The sequence below is a fragment of the Ilumatobacteraceae bacterium genome (genome assembly GCA_033344875.1).
In the GTDB taxonomy this organism is placed as follows: domain Bacteria; phylum Actinomycetota; class Acidimicrobiia; order Acidimicrobiales; family Ilumatobacteraceae; genus Ilumatobacter.
In genome coordinates this window covers 2,107,198-2,123,632 of sequence record JAWPMO010000001.1, presented here as the reverse complement: position 1 = coordinate 2,123,632, position 16,435 = coordinate 2,107,198, and the positions used below count along the sequence as shown (strand labels likewise).

15 protein-coding genes are annotated in these 16,435 nt (G+C 68.8%); 7 read left to right on the top strand and 8 right to left on the bottom strand.

Annotated features, from left to right (window positions below; translation table 11 throughout):
• Positions 1-39 precede the first annotated feature (39 nt).
• Positions 40-2,334, bottom strand: a complete 2,295-nt coding sequence (locus R8G01_10070; GenBank protein MDW3214333.1) for a CocE/NonD family hydrolase — start codon at positions 2,332-2,334, stop codon at positions 40-42.
• A 94-nt stretch (positions 2,335-2,428) separates the two neighbouring features.
• On the opposite strand from R8G01_10070, the gene R8G01_10065 reads away from it, so the two are divergent.
• Complete coding sequence (locus R8G01_10065; protein MDW3214332.1) at positions 2,429-3,502, top strand: M20/M25/M40 family metallo-hydrolase; 1,074 nt, start codon at positions 2,429-2,431, stop codon at positions 3,500-3,502.
• 16 nt (positions 3,503-3,518) lie between these two features.
• On the opposite strand, the gene R8G01_10060 is transcribed toward R8G01_10065, so the two are convergent.
• The 3 genes from R8G01_10060 to R8G01_10050 form a co-directional block, all read right to left on the bottom strand.
• A complete protein-coding gene (locus tag R8G01_10060; protein ID MDW3214331.1) occupies positions 3,519-4,493 on the bottom strand; it encodes an NADPH:quinone oxidoreductase family protein in 975 nt (324 codons plus the stop codon).
• A gap of 61 nt (positions 4,494-4,554) precedes the next feature.
• Positions 4,555-5,889, bottom strand: a complete 1,335-nt coding sequence (argG, locus tag R8G01_10055; protein ID MDW3214330.1) for an argininosuccinate synthase — start codon at positions 5,887-5,889, stop codon at positions 4,555-4,557.
• Between the two features lie 36 nt (positions 5,890-5,925).
• Complete coding sequence (locus tag R8G01_10050) at positions 5,926-6,459, bottom strand: hypothetical protein (GenBank protein ID MDW3214329.1); 534 nt, start codon at positions 6,457-6,459, stop codon at positions 5,926-5,928.
• 67 nt (positions 6,460-6,526) lie between these two features.
• Between R8G01_10050 and R8G01_10045 the strand changes: the two genes are divergently transcribed.
• Together R8G01_10045 and R8G01_10040 are read left to right on the top strand one after the other, a co-directional pair.
• Complete coding sequence (locus R8G01_10045) at positions 6,527-7,279, top strand: glycosyltransferase family 2 protein (GenBank protein MDW3214328.1); 753 nt, start codon at positions 6,527-6,529, stop codon at positions 7,277-7,279.
• 121 nt (positions 7,280-7,400) lie between these two features.
• Positions 7,401-8,615 (top strand): L,D-transpeptidase family protein, encoded by a 1,215-nt coding sequence (locus R8G01_10040; GenBank protein ID MDW3214327.1) that lies wholly within the window; start codon positions 7,401-7,403, stop codon positions 8,613-8,615.
• A gap of 42 nt (positions 8,616-8,657) precedes the next feature.
• Here the strand turns inward: R8G01_10040 and R8G01_10035 are convergent, their stop codons facing one another.
• The gene (locus R8G01_10035; protein ID MDW3214326.1) at positions 8,658-10,313 is read right to left on the bottom strand and encodes a hypothetical protein; all 1,656 of its coding nucleotides are present in this window, start codon (positions 10,311-10,313) and stop codon (positions 8,658-8,660) included.
• A gap of 62 nt (positions 10,314-10,375) precedes the next feature.
• Complete coding sequence (locus R8G01_10030; protein MDW3214325.1) at positions 10,376-11,086, bottom strand: DUF305 domain-containing protein; 711 nt, start codon at positions 11,084-11,086, stop codon at positions 10,376-10,378.
• Positions 11,087-11,168: 82 nt separating this feature from the next.
• On the opposite strand from R8G01_10030, the gene R8G01_10025 reads away from it, so the two are divergent.
• Positions 11,169-11,795, top strand: a complete 627-nt coding sequence (locus tag R8G01_10025) for a TetR/AcrR family transcriptional regulator (GenBank protein ID MDW3214324.1) — start codon at positions 11,169-11,171, stop codon at positions 11,793-11,795.
• 14 nt (positions 11,796-11,809) lie between these two features.
• On the opposite strand, the gene R8G01_10020 is transcribed toward R8G01_10025, so the two are convergent.
• A complete protein-coding gene (locus tag R8G01_10020; protein ID MDW3214323.1) occupies positions 11,810-12,232 on the bottom strand; it encodes a hypothetical protein in 423 nt (140 codons plus the stop codon).
• Positions 12,233-12,317: 85 nt separating this feature from the next.
• On the bottom strand, positions 12,318-13,226 hold the full coding sequence (gene rarD / locus R8G01_10015) for an EamA family transporter RarD (protein MDW3214322.1): 909 nt from the start codon (positions 13,224-13,226) through the stop codon (positions 12,318-12,320).
• A 57-nt stretch (positions 13,227-13,283) separates the two neighbouring features.
• Between rarD and R8G01_10010 the strand changes: the two genes are divergently transcribed.
• The 3 genes from R8G01_10010 to R8G01_10000 all read left to right on the top strand — a co-directional run bounded on the left by R8G01_10010 (position 13,284) and on the right by R8G01_10000 (position 16,433).
• Positions 13,284-13,940 carry a 6-phosphogluconolactonase gene (locus tag R8G01_10010; protein ID MDW3214321.1) on the top strand — a complete coding sequence of 219 codons (657 nt, stop codon included), beginning with the start codon at positions 13,284-13,286 and terminating at the stop codon, positions 13,938-13,940.
• The gene (pgi, locus tag R8G01_10005) at positions 13,937-15,481 is read left to right on the top strand and encodes a glucose-6-phosphate isomerase (protein MDW3214320.1); all 1,545 of its coding nucleotides are present in this window, start codon (positions 13,937-13,939) and stop codon (positions 15,479-15,481) included. The genes R8G01_10010 and pgi overlap by 4 nt, the downstream gene beginning before the upstream one ends.
• Before the next feature lie 76 nt (positions 15,482-15,557).
• Positions 15,558-16,433: a 3-hydroxybutyryl-CoA dehydrogenase gene (locus tag R8G01_10000; protein MDW3214319.1), complete on the top strand. Its 876-nt coding sequence runs from the start codon at positions 15,558-15,560 to the stop codon at positions 16,431-16,433.
• Positions 16,434-16,435 lie beyond the last annotated feature (2 nt).

Below are 16,435 nucleotides of genomic sequence, written 5' to 3'. Positions count from 1 at the left end.
GCCGGCAGCCAGGTGGCGTCGCCACCTCCACCGCGAGCCTCAGCCGGCGAACGGACGGCAGGGCTGGCCGCGCAGCACGTCGCAGGGCGGGTACGCGGCAGGCACGTCGACCCCGTCGACGACCGGCAGGACGACCCTCGACGGGAACTCGCCTCCGTGCGCGATCGTGATCTCCTCGCCGCCGCTGAGTGTGTTGAACTCCCAGATCGGCCGCTGACCACCGGGAGCGTCGACGATCAGCCGGATGCGACTGCCGGCGCGGAAAGCGTGAGCGAAGGGGAACAGTTCGACGCGCACGAGCGCGAATTCGCCGTCGGGCATCGGTTCGGCGTCTACCTCACGGTGGGTGTGGACCGGGCGCAGATCGGTCGATGCCGACTCGTCGAGCGCTCGCTGGGAGGCACGCTGCCAGCCACTCTGGATGTACACCTCCTGGCCGTCGGGGCGGACCTCGGTGATCGTGACCTCGACGTCGGTGTCGCCGGCCGGTCCGGAGAGGAAGTCGGACCCCATCCAGAGGTCGACCGAACCGGACCCGACGACGACCGTGTCGTCGGTGAGCGGTGGGGTCAACCAGTCGGCGAACGTGCCGGGGCCGCCCTCCGGCCAGTCGTAGGTCACGTCGACCGACCAGATGTTGCCCGACGCCTCGTCGAACCAGGTCGCGGGTGTCGCGTCGGGGAGCGCGAGGTACGACGACTCTCCGTCGTCCGGCTCGGCGTTGTCGTCGAGCGACCCGTCCTCGGTGAGGTACCAGGCCCGCACCGCGGCGTCCGGCACCGGCCAGGCGTCGAATGCCGCTTCGAACCGTGGGAGGGGCGTGCGAGGACCGCGACCTTCCGCGGCACCCTGCTCGAACAGGACCCGGATCGGCGGCTCGGCCTCGAACGCAGCGAGTGCCTCGGCGTGATTCATGCCGGCGAACCGGTCGTCGGGTGGCAGGTCGACATCGGTGGTCTCGAAGATCTGCTGCGCGAGCAGTGGGGCCACGCTGCGCGCCACCGCCAGCGAGGGTGTGCGCTCGGCGACGTACAGGTCGAGGAACTCGACGAGTCGCGGGAACACGGCCGGTCCGATCGACTCGGTGTGGAGTCCGTTCATCATGGTCGCGTACAGATGCTCGGTGCCCGTGAACCGGTCGAGCATCGTGGCGAAGTGTCCGCCGGTCTGCTCGTCCTGCCATGCCCCGGCGACGAACGTCGGCACGGTGATCCGATCGACGAACAGACGCGGCGAGATCTCGCCGGCGACCTCGTCGGTCCAGTACTGATTCGCCGTGATCTCGGCGAGCAGATCGGGATTCTGCAGTCGCAGGTCCTGGTTGGCGTCGCACACGTCGTCGCCGGCGGCGATCCGGTCGGCGGCCCACTGCTGGCCCTCGGCCTCGGCTTCGCGCAGTCGCTCCTCGGTCCACGGGACGGCGAAGCCGGTATTGAGGATCCCGCCGGGATAGAGGGTCGAAATCGCACTGTCGGCGAGCACGCTGAACGGGGTGATCGCCGCGAGGCCGGGCGGCTGCGTCTGACCGACGAACAACTGGCTGATGCCCGGGTACGAGACGCCGACCATGCCGACCCGGTTGCCCTGGACCCACGGCTGGGCGGCGACGGTCTCGATCGCGTCGTAGCCGTCGAGGCTCTGCGCGTACTCGAAGTACCGGAACGAACCGCCGCTGCACCCGGTGCCTCGGATGTTGACGCCGACGTAGGCGTAGCCGAGTGCTGTGAAGACGTCGGGGAACCCGGCGGCGTCCGGATCGCTCGGCGAGTAGCCCGAGTACTCCACGACCGTGGGGTAGGGGCCGTCCTCGACCGGTCCGGGGAGCCACACGCTCGCCGACAGCGTCGTGCCGTCACGCGTGGTGACGTAGCCGAGCCCGTCGGTCGGGAGCCGTTGTTCCGCGTAGAACGCCCGCGCCGGGTGCTCGTCGCGATCGAGCGTGGTCGTCGGCTCGCTGTGGATGGCATCGTCGCCGACCGTGTAGGTCGCGCCGCCATCGAGGTGACGGAAGATCAGCGCCCCCTCCGTGTCGACCGTCCCCGACGCGACGTCGGTGCCGTCGGCGTCGTACACCGTGAGTGTCCGGCCGGCGTCGGCGCCGGTGATCGTGAGTTGTTCGGTGCCAGGCCGGACAACGAAGTCGGCGGCAGCGAAGACCGCTGTCTCGGGCTCTGGCGGCTCGGTCGTCTCCGGTGCGTCGGTCGGTGCCGTCGTGTCCGGTGCGGTCATCGTGGTCGTGGTGCTGGTCGCCGACGGTGCGGCGTCGTCGCCCCCTGAGCACGCCGCGAGGAGCAGGGCGGCGATCGAGGTGATGCCGATGGTGCGTCGAGCCATGGGGAGCATCGTGGCATCCGCGCGGTGCGAATCGGGTGTCGACGCGCAGCGACCGCTCGGCGGAGCGCTCGGTCGGGCTTGTACGGTGGCGGCCGTGGCCGATCTCGACATGCTCATCACCGACCTCCGAACGCTCGTCGAGGTGGAGTCCCCTTCGCTCGAACTCGCTGCGCTCGCCGAGTCGGCGGCGACGCTGGCCGACCTGATCGAACGGCGCACCGGGATCCGTCCGGAACTCGTCGACGGACCGGCCGGGCCGCACGTCCACTGGCACGGTGGCGGCGGGCCGAAGGTACTGATCCTCGGGCATCACGACACCGTCTTCCCGCTCGGTGCCCTGGCACAGCGGCCGTTCACCGTCGCCGACGGGAAGGCCACCGGACCCGGCGTGTTCGACATGAAGGCCGGCATCGTGCAGGCGATCCACGCGGTCGCCGCGCTCGACGACACGACCGGCATCGAGATGCTGTTCACCGCCGACGAAGAGGTCGCCTCGGGCACGTCGCGGGCGTTGCTCGAGGAGCGCGCGAAAGCGTGCGGCAACGTGCTCGTGTTGGAGCCGAGCGCCGACGGCGGCGCCGTGAAGACCGGTCGCAAGGGCTGCGGCACGTTCGAGGTCGTGATCCACGGTCGCGCATCGCACGCCGGGCTCGAACCCGAGGCCGGGGTCAACTCGCTGATCGAGGCGTCACACCAGGTGCTGGCGATCGCCGGGTTCGGCGACGCCGCCGCCGGCACCACGGTGACGCCCACGGTCGCCCACGCGGGCACCGCCGACAACGTGGTGCCGGCCGAGACCCGCATCAAGGTCGACTGCCGCGTCACGAATGCCGCCGAGAAGGAGCGGGTCGAGGCGCTGATGGCAGCGCTCGCCCCGGTCGATCCCGAGGCCACGATCACCGTGCTCGGCGAGATCGGCCGGCCGCCGATGCCCGAATCGGCGTCGGCCACGCTGTTCCCGCTCGCCGAGGCGGCGATGCCCGGTGTGGGCGGCGTGTCCGTCGGCGGCGGTAGTGACGGCAACTTCACCGCGGCGATCGGCGTGCCGACGCTCGACGGTCTCGGCGCGGTCGGCGGCGGGGCACACGCCGACCACGAGCACGTCATCGTCGACACGATGCCCGGCCGCGTCGACCTCATCGAGGGCATCCTGCGCCGGTTGGTGTGACCGGCGCTCCCGACCTTCAGGGCGTGATGACGACCTTGCCGACCGCGGTGCGATCCATCAGCGAACGCATCGCCTCACCGGCACCCTCGAGCGGGAACGAGGCCGACACGTGTGGCCGCAGGTCGCCCGATGCGACCAGCTGGATCAACTCGTCGCTGATCTCGGCGTTGAGTTCGGGCTGGCGGGCGGCCATCGCGCCGTAGAACACGCCGACGATCTGGCAGCCCTTCAGCAGGGTGAGGTTCAGCGGGATCGACGGGATACCGCCCGTGAAGCCGATCACCAGGAACCGGCCCTCCCAGCCGATCGCGCGCAGGGCCTGCTCGGCCTTGTCGCCACCGACACCGTCGTACACGACGTCGACGCCCTTGCCCCCCGTCAGCTCCTTGGCGCGCTCCTTCAGGTTCTCGGTCGCGTAGTTGATCGTCTCGTCGGCACCGCGCTCGCGGCACAGGTCGAGCTTCTCCTCGGTGGAGGCTGCGGCGATGACGCGGGCGCCGAGCAGCTTGCCGAGCTCGACCGCCGACACGCCGAGCGCACCGCCGGCGCCGAGCACCAGCATCGTCTCGCCCGGTCGGATGTGGGCCCGGTGCTTGAGCGCGTACAGCGTCGTGCCGTACGCGTAGTTGAGGCCGGTGGCGACGGCGAAATCGACCGACTCGGGCAGCCGACGTGCAGTTGCGGCGGGGATCGCCAGGAGTTCGGCGTAGCCCCCGGTTGTGCCGAGGCCACCGACCACACGATCGCCGACCGACCAACCCTCGACACCGTCTCCGACGCCGGCGACCACACCGGCCGCCTCGCCGCCGGGGATGTACGGCGGGGTCGGGTGGAACTGGTACTTGTCCTCGATCATCAAGGTGTCGGGGAACGTGACCGCCGACGCCTTCACCTCGATCAGCAGCTGACCCTCGCCGGCGGTGGGGTCGTCCATCTCCTCGACGACCAGCGCCTCCGGTGCTCCGAATTCCTTGCACACGACTGCTCTCATGCGAGCGACAGTAGACGGCGAAGGCGCGTTCGGACCGGGTCGGCCCGGCGTGGCCGCAGTGTCAGTCGGCGTCGCGGTTCGGGTCGAGTTCGAGCAGACCGCCGCCGCCCAGCGTGCCGACGTTGCGGTACACGTCGAGCTTGGAACGGCTGTCGGTGATGTCGAGGTTGCGCATCGTGAGCTGACCGATGCGGTCGAGCGGACCGAACGCCTGGTCTTCGACGCGCTCCATCGAGAGACGGTCGGGCTCGTACGTGAAGTTCTCGCCCTCGGTGTTCACGATCGAGTAGTCGTCGCCGCGCCGCAGGCGCAGGGTGACCTCGCCGGTGATCGCCGCGCCGACCCACCGCAGCAGCGGCTCGCGGAGCATCAGCGACTGCGGGTCGAACCAGCGGCCTTCGTACAGCAACCGGCCGAGGCGCCGGCCCATCGTGGCGTAGTTCTCCATCGTGTTCTCGTTGTGGATCGCCGACACCAGCCGCTCGTAGGCGATGTGGAGCAGCGCCAGCGCGGGCCCCTCGTAGATGCCACGCGACTTGGCCTCGATGATGCGGTTCTCGATCTGATCGCTCATGCCGAGGCCGTGCCGGCCGCCGATCGTGTTGGCCTCGTTGACCAGGTCGACCTGCGACTCGAACGTCTGCCCGTTGATCGCGACCGGCCAGCCCTCCTCGAACCGGATCGTGACGTCTTCTGGCAGGATCTCGACCGCCGGGTCCCAGTGGGCAACGCCCATGATCGGGGTCACGATCTCCATGCCCGTGCCGAGCTCTTCGAGCGCCTTCGCCTCGTGGGTGGCACCCCAGATGTTGGCGTCGGTGGAGTAGGCCTTCTCGACCGAGTCGCGGTACGGCAGATCGCGAGCCTGGAGGAACTCGCTCATCCCGGTGCGGCCGCCGAGTTCGTCGACGAACGCCGGATCGAGCCACGGCTTGTAGATCTTCAGGTCGGGGTTGACCATCAGGCCGTACCGGTAGAAGCGCTCGATGTCGTTGCCCTTGTAGGTCGAGCCGTCGCCCCACACGTCGACGCCGTCCTCCTTCATCGCCCGCACCAGCAGTGTGCCGGTGACGGCACGGCCCAGCGGGGTGGTGTTGAAGTACGTCTTGCCGGCGGTGCGGATGTGGAACGCCCCGCACTGGAGGGCCATCAGGCCCTCCCGGACGAGTTCGGCGCGGCAGTCGACCAGCCGGGCCTCCTCGGCGCCGTACTGCTTCGCGCGGCCGGGGACACCGTCGAGATCGGGCTCGTCGGGCTGGCCGAGATCGGCCGTGTACGTGTACGGGATCGCACCTCGCTCGCGCATCCAGGCAACGGCGGCCGACGTATCGAGACCTCCGGAGAACGCGATCCCGACGCGGTCGCCGACGGGGAGGGACATGAGCACCTTCGACATGGCGATCGAACCTATCTGGTCGAAGCCCCGGGGTCGCTAGCTCGTGACGGTCGTGTCGGTCGCCTCGCTCGCCTCGACCGCGTCCGGCTCGGCCTCCGCGATCCGGTACGTCCCGGTGAACGATGCGATCGAGACGACTGCAGCGGCGGCGGCGATCGTGAACTCGACGAGGGCCAACGACGTGACACGGTCGACGTCGCCGACGGCGAAGCCGGCGACCACGGTCGCGGCGGCCAGCCCCCACCAGGCGAGCCATCGGACCTGGTTGATCGTCGCCAACAGCATCAGCACCGGGGCGACGAACGGCGTGAACTGCACGACGGTCGGCTGTGGATCGGCGCGCGGGCCGAGCCACCACGTCGACAGGCCGAGCTGCACGCTCGCGTTCCAGACGGCGGCGAATCCGACGACGACGCCGATCCAGGTGCCGGCCGTGATCGCCCGCCACCCGAGGGACAGATCACCGGCGCGCGGGGGGCGGGGGTGCGCCGTCGTGCGCCGTTCGGACTCGGCCGGTCGATCGATGGTCGGGGACGGGGTCCCGTCGGGAGCTGCGGTGGGCTCGGACACGCCACGACTCTAGGAGCAGCGGGTCATATCAGGGCGGCGCGGGCCTGCCCGACTACCCTCGCCCCTCATGGATGCGCCGCGGGAGGTCTTCGAGAAGCTGTCGGTGTTCTATCCGATGTGGAACGAGGAGGACTACATCGAACGGGCACTGACGTTCGGTCGTCGCGCCTGCGAAGACCTCATCGCCGCCGGTGACATCCGCGACTACGAACTGATCGTCATCGACGACAAGTCGACCGATGCCACCGGAGCGATCGCCGACCGGATGGCGGCCGCCGACCCCCACATCCGGGTGATCCACCACGAGCGCAACCGCAAGCTCGGCGGATCGATGAAGACCGGCTTCGCCGCCGCCACGGGCGATCTCGTGCTGTACACCGACGCTGATCTGCCGTTCGACATGGCGGAGGTGTCGCGGGCCGTCCGCCTGCTGCGTGACTACGAGGTCGACATCATCAGCGCCTACCGGTTCGACCGCACGGGCGAGGGCTCGCTGCGCGCCGTGTACACGTGGGTCTACAACGGGCTGATCAAGGCATTCTTCGGTGTGAAGGTGCGCGACATCAATTTTGCGTTCAAGCTCGTGCGCACGCGGATCTTCGACCACGTCGAACTGAAGAGCGAGGGGTCGTTCATCGACGCCGAGCTGGTCATCCGGGCCACACGCCTCGGCTACGAGATCATGCAGATGGGCGTCGACTACTTTCCCCGGACCCGCGGGGAGTCCACGCTGAGCTCGCCGGGAGTGATCGGCACGATCCTGCGTGAGATGTGGTCACTGCGGGCCGACCTCCACGACATCGAGCGCGTCGAGCGGTAACCCCGGTCCGACCATCGGGCCGAAGATATCGGGCCCGCCGTGGAACATCCGCGGGTCACGATGTGTTGTCGCATTGGTAGCGTGAACCCGTCCACGCCGCCCGCTCTGGATCCCGTATCTCGTGAACGCTCAGAAGTCCCCCTCCTCCAACACCGTCGCTCGTTGGCTGCCCATCGGCGCCGCAGGTGGTCTCCTCGCGGCCGTGGTCGTGGCGAGCGTGATCAGCGGATGGGGCGGCGACGACGCCGGCGACACCACGGTGCCCGCCGTCACGCTCGGCGATGGGTCGTCGGTGCCGGTCTCGGTCGTCGGCACCACGCCGCCCGAGTCGTACACCGCGACCGAGCAGACGCCCGACACGGTCGTCAAGGTGCCGCTGTCCGGAACGCTCTCCAACGGGTCGTTCGGTGACGACGTCGAGCGCGTGCAGGCCCGTCTGGCAGAACTCGCCTTCGACCCGGGCCCGATCGACGGCCACTTCGGCAGCCTCACCACGCAGGCCGTGTGGGCCTTCGAGAAGCTGGTGATGGGCGTGCCGCGCGCCGAAGCGACCGGCAGGGTGACCGCCGAGGTGTGGGACCGCATGCAGGACCCGATCAAGGTCAAGCCGCGTCGTCCGACGGGTGGTCTCGCCGATCACACCGAGGTCTACCTGCCCGAACAGGTGATGGTCGTGTTCCACGGCGACGAACCCGCACTGGTGGCCCACGTCGCCACCGGCGAGTTGGCGCCGAACGCCACGGCGTTCACGCCGTGGTACGAGAATGCGGCGCAGTACCGCGAGACGATCACGATCGATACCGACATCAACGGCAACCCGCTGCCGGAGCCGGAGGTGAAGGCGGTCATCGGCCACTCGTACACCCCGCCTGGTGTGTTCACGGCGTACCGCAAGATCGAGGGCAATCGCAACGGGCCGCTCGGCGGCATGATGAACCCGATCTACATCAATCAGGGCATCGCCATCCACGGCGCCGACAACGTCCCGTTGCAACCGGCGTCGCACGGCTGCATCCGGGTGTCGCAGTACCTCGGCGGCAAGATGCAGTCGATCCTCGAGCTCGGCGACAAGGTGCTGATCTGGGACGGCATCACCGAACCGGAAGATCAGTCGGCCGAGGCGATGAAGATGCGCTGGGACCAGCCCGACCCGGACGCGACCACGACGACGACCACCACCACGACGACCACCACGACCACGACGGTGGCCCCGACGACCGTTCCGCCCGCCACGTCGGCACCGACGACGACGTCGACCAGCGCCCCGGCGACGACGACCACCACCACGACCGAGCCGGCACCGGCCACCACGGTCGAACCGGTCGACGACCTCTGATTCCTCCGGCCGGCGACGAACCCGCCGTCTGATCGGAGCGGCTCAGCCGAGTTCGGCCTGGCAGGCGGCCAGCCCGCCCAGTGCACCGATCCGCAGCGCAGCGATCTTCTCGAACGCCGTCCCGAACTCGTCGACGTTGGCACCGTCGTCGCCCTCGAGGATCGCCATCCGGATCGCCTCGTCGAGGTCGCCGGCCGAGCTGCTGATGCCGGTGTCCTGGAAACCGTCCCCGTCGGTGTCCTGCCCGCGTGCGGTGCGGCCGTTGGCATCGGGCGTGATGTCGCGCACCCAGGCGCCGGTGAAGCAGTCGTTGAGCAGCGATCGGTCCTCGCCGGTCAGCGTGCTCCCGAGGTTGAGTTGGGCCACCTCGGCCCATGCGATCCCGTAGAAGTAGCCGAGCGTGAAGTCGCCGAACTCGCGGTAGAGGTCGACCACGGCCGGCTCGTCGTACGCGATCGTGTCGGTCTCCGCGCACACGAGCACCTCGTCGGCCAGCCGGACCGGGCGGTCGCACACGACCGCATCGAGGTCGTCGGTCGGCACGACCTGGAGCTGGGGGAACGTGTCGCCCGACGCGGTGACCCAGAAGTCGTTGAGGTCATCGGCGAGGAACTCGGGCGCCGGGGTGCAGTTCGCGATCTGCTCCTCGCTGAAGCCGAGATCGCGGAGGTCCTCACACACGTAGGGGGCGTTGCCCTCGAGGATCGCGTCGGCGCCGCCCTGGAACTGGTTCGGAACGAGGCTGAGCGGCTCGTCGAGCAGTTCGGCACATCGACCGGGGCCCTCGAGGAACCCCACCTGGAACGCTCCGACCCGATCGAACGCAGAACCGTGACCGCCCGGCACGAACTGGCTGGTCCCCACCGGGTCGCGCACGCTGAGCATGGCGATCAACCCGGCTCGCACGTCGGCGTCGCCGAGGCGCAACAGCTCCGACTCGCCGTCGTACGCCTGGCCGGTCCATGCGCCGGCGAAACAGTCGGCCTGCTGTTCGGTGAGGATCGTCGCGAGGCGACGGTCGAGGGCGCCGATCCGGGCCTGGATCGCGTGGCCGTACTCGTGGGCGAGCACGATGCCCATCACCGCGGCGCCGAACTCGTCGGCGAGCGGCGCGAGCACGTCCTGGTTGTCGTCGTCGTAGACCATGAAGTCGCCGAACTCGCAGTAGAACGCGACGAAGAGTGCCAGATCCTCGTACTCGGTCGTCGGTTCGCCGCAACCGGGGAGTGCGGTCTCCCGTTCGGGGTAGCCGGCGTAGACCCCACCCTCGAGCGGCACGTAGGGCTCCCCGTACACCTCGGGGAAGACCCGTGACCACCACTGGTCGATGTCGGTCAGCGCCACGGCGAGGAAGGCGTCGTAGTCGCGGACGGGCTTCGATGCGTCGACGTCGACGACGTTCTCGAGCGGGATCTCGGTGTTGAGTTCGGGTTCGACGATCGGGGGGAGCGTCGGCGGGGGTGCCGTGGTCGGTGCCGCCGAGGTCGACGTGGAATCGTCCGTGGTGGTGACGGTGGTGGTCGTCGGCGATTCGGGGGCCGTCGTCGCCGTCGGCCGGTCGCTCGCCGGAGCGACCGGTGCGGGTGCCACCGAGATGCTCACCACGCCGGGGTCGGGAGCGCAGGCGGAGAGCAGCACCGCAGCGACGACGGCGCAGGCGCCCAGTGTTCGACGTGTCCCTCGCGTACCTGCGGACATGAGTTCGAGTGTACGGAGTGCCCCGCGCCTCGGTCGGTCGCCTTCAGGTGCGGCTCAGTCGGTCACTCGAGCAGGCCGAGCATCTCCGCGATCTCGCCCCGTTGGGCCGAGGCCATCGATGCGGCCATCTGCGCGACCTCGTCGTTGGCGCCGTTGGCGACGGCGTACTCCGCCATGTCGATGCCGCCGAGATGGTGCTGGGTCATCAGGTCGACGAACAGTTCGTCGGCCGCTTCACCGTCGAGTCGGCCGAGTCGATCGAGTTCGTCGTCGGTCGCCATGCCGGGCATGCTCTCGACGCCGCTCGCCATGCCCATCCACACCATCGCGGTGTCGGTCTCGTTGACCTCGCTCTCGCCGAACATGCGCAGGAGTTGGATCATCCGGCCGACCTCGAGGCTCTGACCGGTCACGATCGAACGTGCGACCGTGCGCAGTCCGGGATCGGTGTCGGGCAGGTTGCGATAGATGATGCCCATCAGCACGGCCTGCTCGTGATGCACCCGCATGTCCTGGAGGAAGCCGGTGTCGACGTCGTTGTGCTCGATGCGCGATCCGTTGTCGCCGACCATCCAGCCGATCATCCCCGCGAGGATGGCGGCCGTCACGACGAGCGTGACGATGTTGACCGGGTGCTGCCACCACGGCAGCACCACCGAACCGTCGTCGTCGGCCGCTGCGGCGACGGCCGCCGCGTCGGCGTCGGCGGCTTCGGTCTGCATCCGTTCGAGTTCGACCAGCTGATCGAGCGACAGATCTGCGTCCGCGTTCATGTGAACAGTCTGCCAGCGTTGCGTGCCTGCCGGACGTCGTTCGGTGCGGCGTCGCAGTGGGGTGGACCGCTACCGTGCCCCCATGGGGAGCAGCGGCCGAGTCGGTCGACCACCTGCGGGCAACTCCGACGAGACACGTCGCTCGATCCTGCGAGCGGCCCGTGAGCGGTTCGCTCGCGACGGCTATCGGGCCACCACCAACAAGCTGATCGCGGCCGACGTCGGCATCACGACCACCGCGATCTACCACTACGTCGACTCCAAGGCGGCGATGTATGCGGCGGTGTACTGCGACGTGATCGACCTGGTCTACACCGAGTTCGAGCAGGCGGCGGCCCGCGAATCGAACCTGCTGGCCCGGTTCAGTGCCGTGCTCCGGCGGGCGAACGAACTCCAGTTGGAGGACGCCTCGATCGCCGGATTCATCGTCGCCGTCGCCCAGGAGACGCAACGACATCCCGACCTGCTCGAACTGCTGACACCGCAACGCGCACGGCATCAACGATTCTTCACCGGTTTGGTCGCAGACGCGGCCGAGGCCGGCGAACTCCAGCCCGATGTCGATCAGACCGGACTCGCCGACCTCTTGGGTGCCGTGCTCACCGGCTTGGCCCGCATGACGAACGTGGCCGGTGATCCGAGTCGCTACACGGCCGCCGTCGATGCGCTCGAGCGCTTCTTCGACGGCACGCTGGTCGCGCCCCGCTGAGTGGTGTCAGGCGGTCAGCCGCTGCAAGCGAGCGCGATGTCGAACGCCTTGTCCTGGATCTCGTCGGGCGTGCTGAGGCCCTCGAGCTCGTCGCGCAGGCAATCGACATCGATCGAATCGTCGCCTTCGTATCCGGCGACGATGCTGTCGACGAACGAGCTGGCGTCGACGCAGTTGAAGATCGATTCGCCGATCTCGTCCGCCTCGGGGCTCACATCCGGGGTGCCCTCGGTGCCGGCCTCGACGATCGCCGCGGCATCATCGTCGGAGAGCCGATCGGCGGCGTCTTCGACGCAGCCCCGATCGAGCTCGAGTCCTTCGTCCGACGCCAGGTCGATGAACATGTCGGCGACCTCGCCTTGCTTGCCTCCGCCGCCACCGCAGGCGGAGACCACGACCGCCGTCGCGGCGAGGGTGCTGAACAGTTTCTTTCGCATGTGTATGGGGTTCCTTCCGATCACGGCAGATCTGCTGCCGACGGGGCCACTCTGGCACAGGGCCGCCCGCCGGATCGGGGATTTCTCAACGGATGGGAACGGGGACGCGATGCTCGGTCGACGAACGGTTCCGAACCATGTCGGCGGTCACGAGAACGAGCGCGACCCACACGAGGGCGAAGCCGACGACGCGCGACCGGGGGAGATCTTCGCCGAACGCGAGCCAGCCGAGCAGGAAGTTGATCAGCGGCACGAGATAGTTCGCCGGACCGAGCACGGTGAACGGGACCCGCTGGGCCGCGAACGCGAACATGAGCAGCGGGATCGCCGTGATGGCGCCGGTGCCGAACAGGAACACCCAGTCGGCGCCAGTCGCCTGTGACGGGATGCCGTCGGTCCGGAACCAGCCGACCGCGACGAGCCCGAGCGCCGGGAGCGCGAGCACGAACAGTTCGCTCGCCAGGCTCTCGATCGGGTCGAGCGGTACACGTCGTTTGGTGAGCCCGTACCACGACCACGATCCGGCGAGGAGGAGCGCCACCCAGGGCATGCGTCCGTACGAGACGGTCAGCACGGCCACGGCGACCCCGGCGAAGCCGATCGACACGCGCTTGAGCGGGGTCAGGGTCTCGCCCAACAGCGTCACGCCGAGCGCCATCGTCCCGAGCGGCGCCAGGAAGTACCCGAGCGCGGTTTCGATCACCCGGTCGTTCACGACCGCCCACACGTAGGTGGTCCAGTTGGCCGTCAGCAGGATCGAGGCGAGCGCGATGCGACGGAGCAGGTGAGCGTCGCGGAGGGCTCCGATCACCTTCGACCAGCGTCGCAGCCCGGTGACGACGACGGCCATGACCGCGGCTGCCGTCGCCACCCGCCACCCGATCAACTCGACGGCATCGAGGCCGGAGAGCTGCTTCCAGTAGACGGTGAGCAGACCCCACAGGGTGTAGGCGACGATCGCTGCCTGGAGCCCTCGGAGTTCTCGACGATCCACGCCGCAACGCTAGGGCTCGCGCCCCACGATCGTCGTGGAAGATGCAACACTCGGCCCATGGACATCCGAGTGGGTCCCGATCCATCAGAGCGAGCGGCGGTCTGGATCGCACGCCGGTTGCGCGATGCACACCGGCGGCGAGGCGAGGCGTTCCTCGCCATGAGCGGTGGCAGCACCGCGCCGCCGATGATCGCCGCGTTGCTCGACCAGGACGTGCCGTGGGAGACGACCACGGTGTGGCAGGTCGACGAACGGGTCGCACCCGACGGCGACGACCGGCGCAACGCCGTTCAGCTCGCCGTCCTGCCGTGCCGAGTCAGGTTGATGCCCGTCACGGTGTCGGACCTGCGACGAGGTGCACGCCAGTACGCCATGAGTCTTCCCGAACGTCTCGATGTGGTGCACCTCGGCCTCGGTGAGGACGGTCACACCGCGTCGTGGCCACCGGGCGACGCCGTTCCGATCGACTCGGAACGTTCCGTCGAGCTGGTGCCCGAGTTCCACGGGGTCCGCCGGATGACCCTCACCCGTCGGGTCGTGAACGGCGCCCGATCGCGAGCGGTGCTGACGGTCGGCGGCTCCAAGCAGGAGATGGTCGAGCGCTGGTTGCTCCGTGACCCGGATCTGCCGATCACGGCCGTGCGGTCGTCCTCGACGTGGGCGTTCCTCGACGACGCGGCCGCGCCGCGGGGGTCGGTAGCGTCGGTGTCGTGAGCACGATCCCCACGTCCGTGTCCGATGCCGTCGTCGATCGAACGTTGGCCGAGCTGTTCGGGAGCGACCCCGACCGGAGCGCGCGCTACGTGGTCGAGGCGGGTTCGTTGCGCATCGACTACTCGAAGCAGCCGATCGACGACGAGCTGGTGACCGCGCTCGTCGGATGGGCTGCCGAAGCAGGCGTTCCCGCCCGCCGCGACGCGATGTTCGCCGGCGAACACATCAACGTCACCGAGGACCGGGCCGTGCTGCACACCGCGCTCCGGGCCCCTGCCGACGCGGTGATCACGGCCGATGGCGAGAACGTCGTGCCGGGTGTCCACGAGGTGCTCGACTCGATGTCCGAGTTCGCCGAGCGGATTCGCGACGACGAACACATCACCGACATCGTCAACATCGGTATCGGTGGCAGCGATCTCGGCCCGGCGATGGTGGCCGAAGCCCTGGCGTCGTTCTCCCACCCCCGGCTGCGCGCCCACTTCGTCTCGAACGTCGACGGTGCCGACGTGCACGCGGTGCTCGACCGGGTGCGGCCGGAGTCGACGCTGTTCATCGTCGCGTCGAAGACGTTCGGCACGATCGAGACACTGACCAACGCCGGCACCGCCCGGACGTGGCTGGTCGACGAGCTCGGCGAGGAGGCGGTGGCCGAGCACTTCGTGGCCGTGTCCACCAATGCCGAACGGGTCGCAGCCTTCGGGATCGACACCGACAACATGTTCGGGTTCTGGGACTGGGTCGGCGGCCGCTACTCGGTCGATTCGGCGATCGGGCTGTCGGTGATGATCATGATCGGGCCCGACGCGTTCCGTGAGTTCCTCGCCGGCTTCCACACGATCGACGAGCACTTCCGCACGGCGTCGCTCGCCGAGAACGCGCCGGTGTTGATGGGCATGATCGGCGTGCTGAACGCCGACGTCCTCGGACGCGACACGAAGGCGGTGCTGCCGTACGCGCAGGAACTCGCCCGGTTCCCGGCGTACCTCCAGCAGCTCGACATGGAATCCAACGGCAAGCGCGTCGATGTCGACGGACAGCCGGTCCAGGGCGACACGGGCCCGATCGTCTGGGGCGAGCCGGGGACCAACGGCCAACACGCCTTCTACCAGTTGCTCCACCAGGGCACCCGGGTGGTGCCGGCCGACTTCATCGGGTTCGCACAGCCGAACCACCCGTACCAGCACCACCACGACCTGCTGATGGCCAACCTGTTCGCGCAGGCCGAGGCGCTCGCGTTCGGTCGCATCAACACCGAGGAGCCACATCGTCACTTCCCGGGCGACCGTCCGAGCACGATGATCCTCGCCGATCGGCTCACCCCGTCGGTGCTCGGCCAGTTGATCGCGCTCTACGAGCACATCGTGTTCGTGCAGGGAACGATCTGGGGGATCAACAGCTTCGATCAGTGGGGTGTCGAGCTCGGCAAGGAACTCGCGAACCAGATCACCCCCGAGCTGACCGACGAACCGGATCCGTCGGTTCACGACTCGAGCACCAACGCCGCCATCGCCTGGTACCGCGAGCGTCGCAGCGACTGAGCGGTGCCCCGGTCCGCCGGGCAATCCGCGCGGAAGTGATGGCGTCGGACGTCGGTTGCGGCAGAATCGGAGACCTATGACTGACTCTGCACCGGCAATCGAACGAATCGGCGTGGTGGGCTGCGGCCTGATGGGCTCCGGTATCGCCGAGGTCTCGGCCCGGGCCGGCCTCGACGTGATGGTCAGGGAGATCGACGAGGCAGCGGCCGAGGCGGGCCGAGCCCGGCTGGTGAAGTCGCTCGACCGCGGCCTGAGCTCGGGGAAGATGACCGAGCAGGAACGCGACGACGCGCTCGCTCGCCTGAGCTTCACCACCGACGTCGCCGATCTCGCCGACCGGCAACTCGTCGTCGAGGCGGTCGTCGAGGACGAGGCGATGAAGGTCGACATCTTCAAGCAGCTCGACCAGGCGCTGACCGCCGACGACGCGATCCTGGCGAGCAACACCAGCTCGATCCCGATCATGAAACTCGGCACCGCCACCGGGCGCCCCGAGCAGGTCATCGGCATCCACTTCTTCAACCCGGTCCCGGTGCTCAAGCTGGTCGAACTCGTCACGAGCCTGATGACGAGCGACGAGACGACGCAGCGGAGCGAGTCCCTGGCCACCGACGTGCTGCACAAGCGGGTCATCAAGAGCCAGGACCGCGCCGGGTTCGTGGTGAACGCGCTGCTGATCCCGTATCTGCTGTCGGCGATCCGGATGATGGAGTCGGGCTTCGCGTCGGCGGAGGACATCGACACCGGCATGGTCGAGGGGTGCAGCCACCCGATGGGACCGCTGCACCTCACCGACCTGATCGGGCTCGACACCACCCTCGCCGTCGCCGAGAGTCTCTACACCGAGTTCAAGGAGCCGCTCTACGCCCCGCCGCCGCTGCTCTCGCGCATGGTCGATGCGGGGCTCCTCGGCCGCAAGGCCGGTCGGGGTTTCTACGACTACCACCGCTGACG

Bases quoted from the DNA above. Each gene is read 5' to 3' on its own strand.
- R8G01_10070 (MDW3214333.1), bottom strand. From the start codon at position 2,334: ATGGCTCGACGCACCATCGGCATCACCTCGATCGCCGCCCTGCTCCTC.
- R8G01_10060 (MDW3214331.1), bottom strand. From the start codon at position 4,493: ATGAGAGCAGTCGTGTGCAAGGAATTCGGAGCACCGGAGGCGCTGGTC.
- argG (MDW3214330.1), bottom strand. From the start codon at position 5,889: ATGTCGAAGGTGCTCATGTCCCTCCCCGTCGGCGACCGCGTCGGGATC.
- R8G01_10045 (MDW3214328.1), top strand. From the start codon at position 6,527: ATGGATGCGCCGCGGGAGGTCTTCGAGAAGCTGTCGGTGTTCTATCCG.
- R8G01_10035 (MDW3214326.1), bottom strand. From the start codon at position 10,313: ATGTCCGCAGGTACGCGAGGGACACGTCGAACACTGGGCGCCTGCGCC.
- R8G01_10030 (MDW3214325.1), bottom strand. From the start codon at position 11,086: ATGAACGCGGACGCAGATCTGTCGCTCGATCAGCTGGTCGAACTCGAA.
- R8G01_10025 (MDW3214324.1), top strand. From the start codon at position 11,169: ATGGGGAGCAGCGGCCGAGTCGGTCGACCACCTGCGGGCAACTCCGAC.
- R8G01_10020 (MDW3214323.1), bottom strand. From the start codon at position 12,232: ATGCGAAAGAAACTGTTCAGCACCCTCGCCGCGACGGCGGTCGTGGTC.
- R8G01_10010 (MDW3214321.1), top strand. From the start codon at position 13,284: ATGGACATCCGAGTGGGTCCCGATCCATCAGAGCGAGCGGCGGTCTGG.
- R8G01_10000 (MDW3214319.1), top strand. From the start codon at position 15,558: ATGACTGACTCTGCACCGGCAATCGAACGAATCGGCGTGGTGGGCTGC.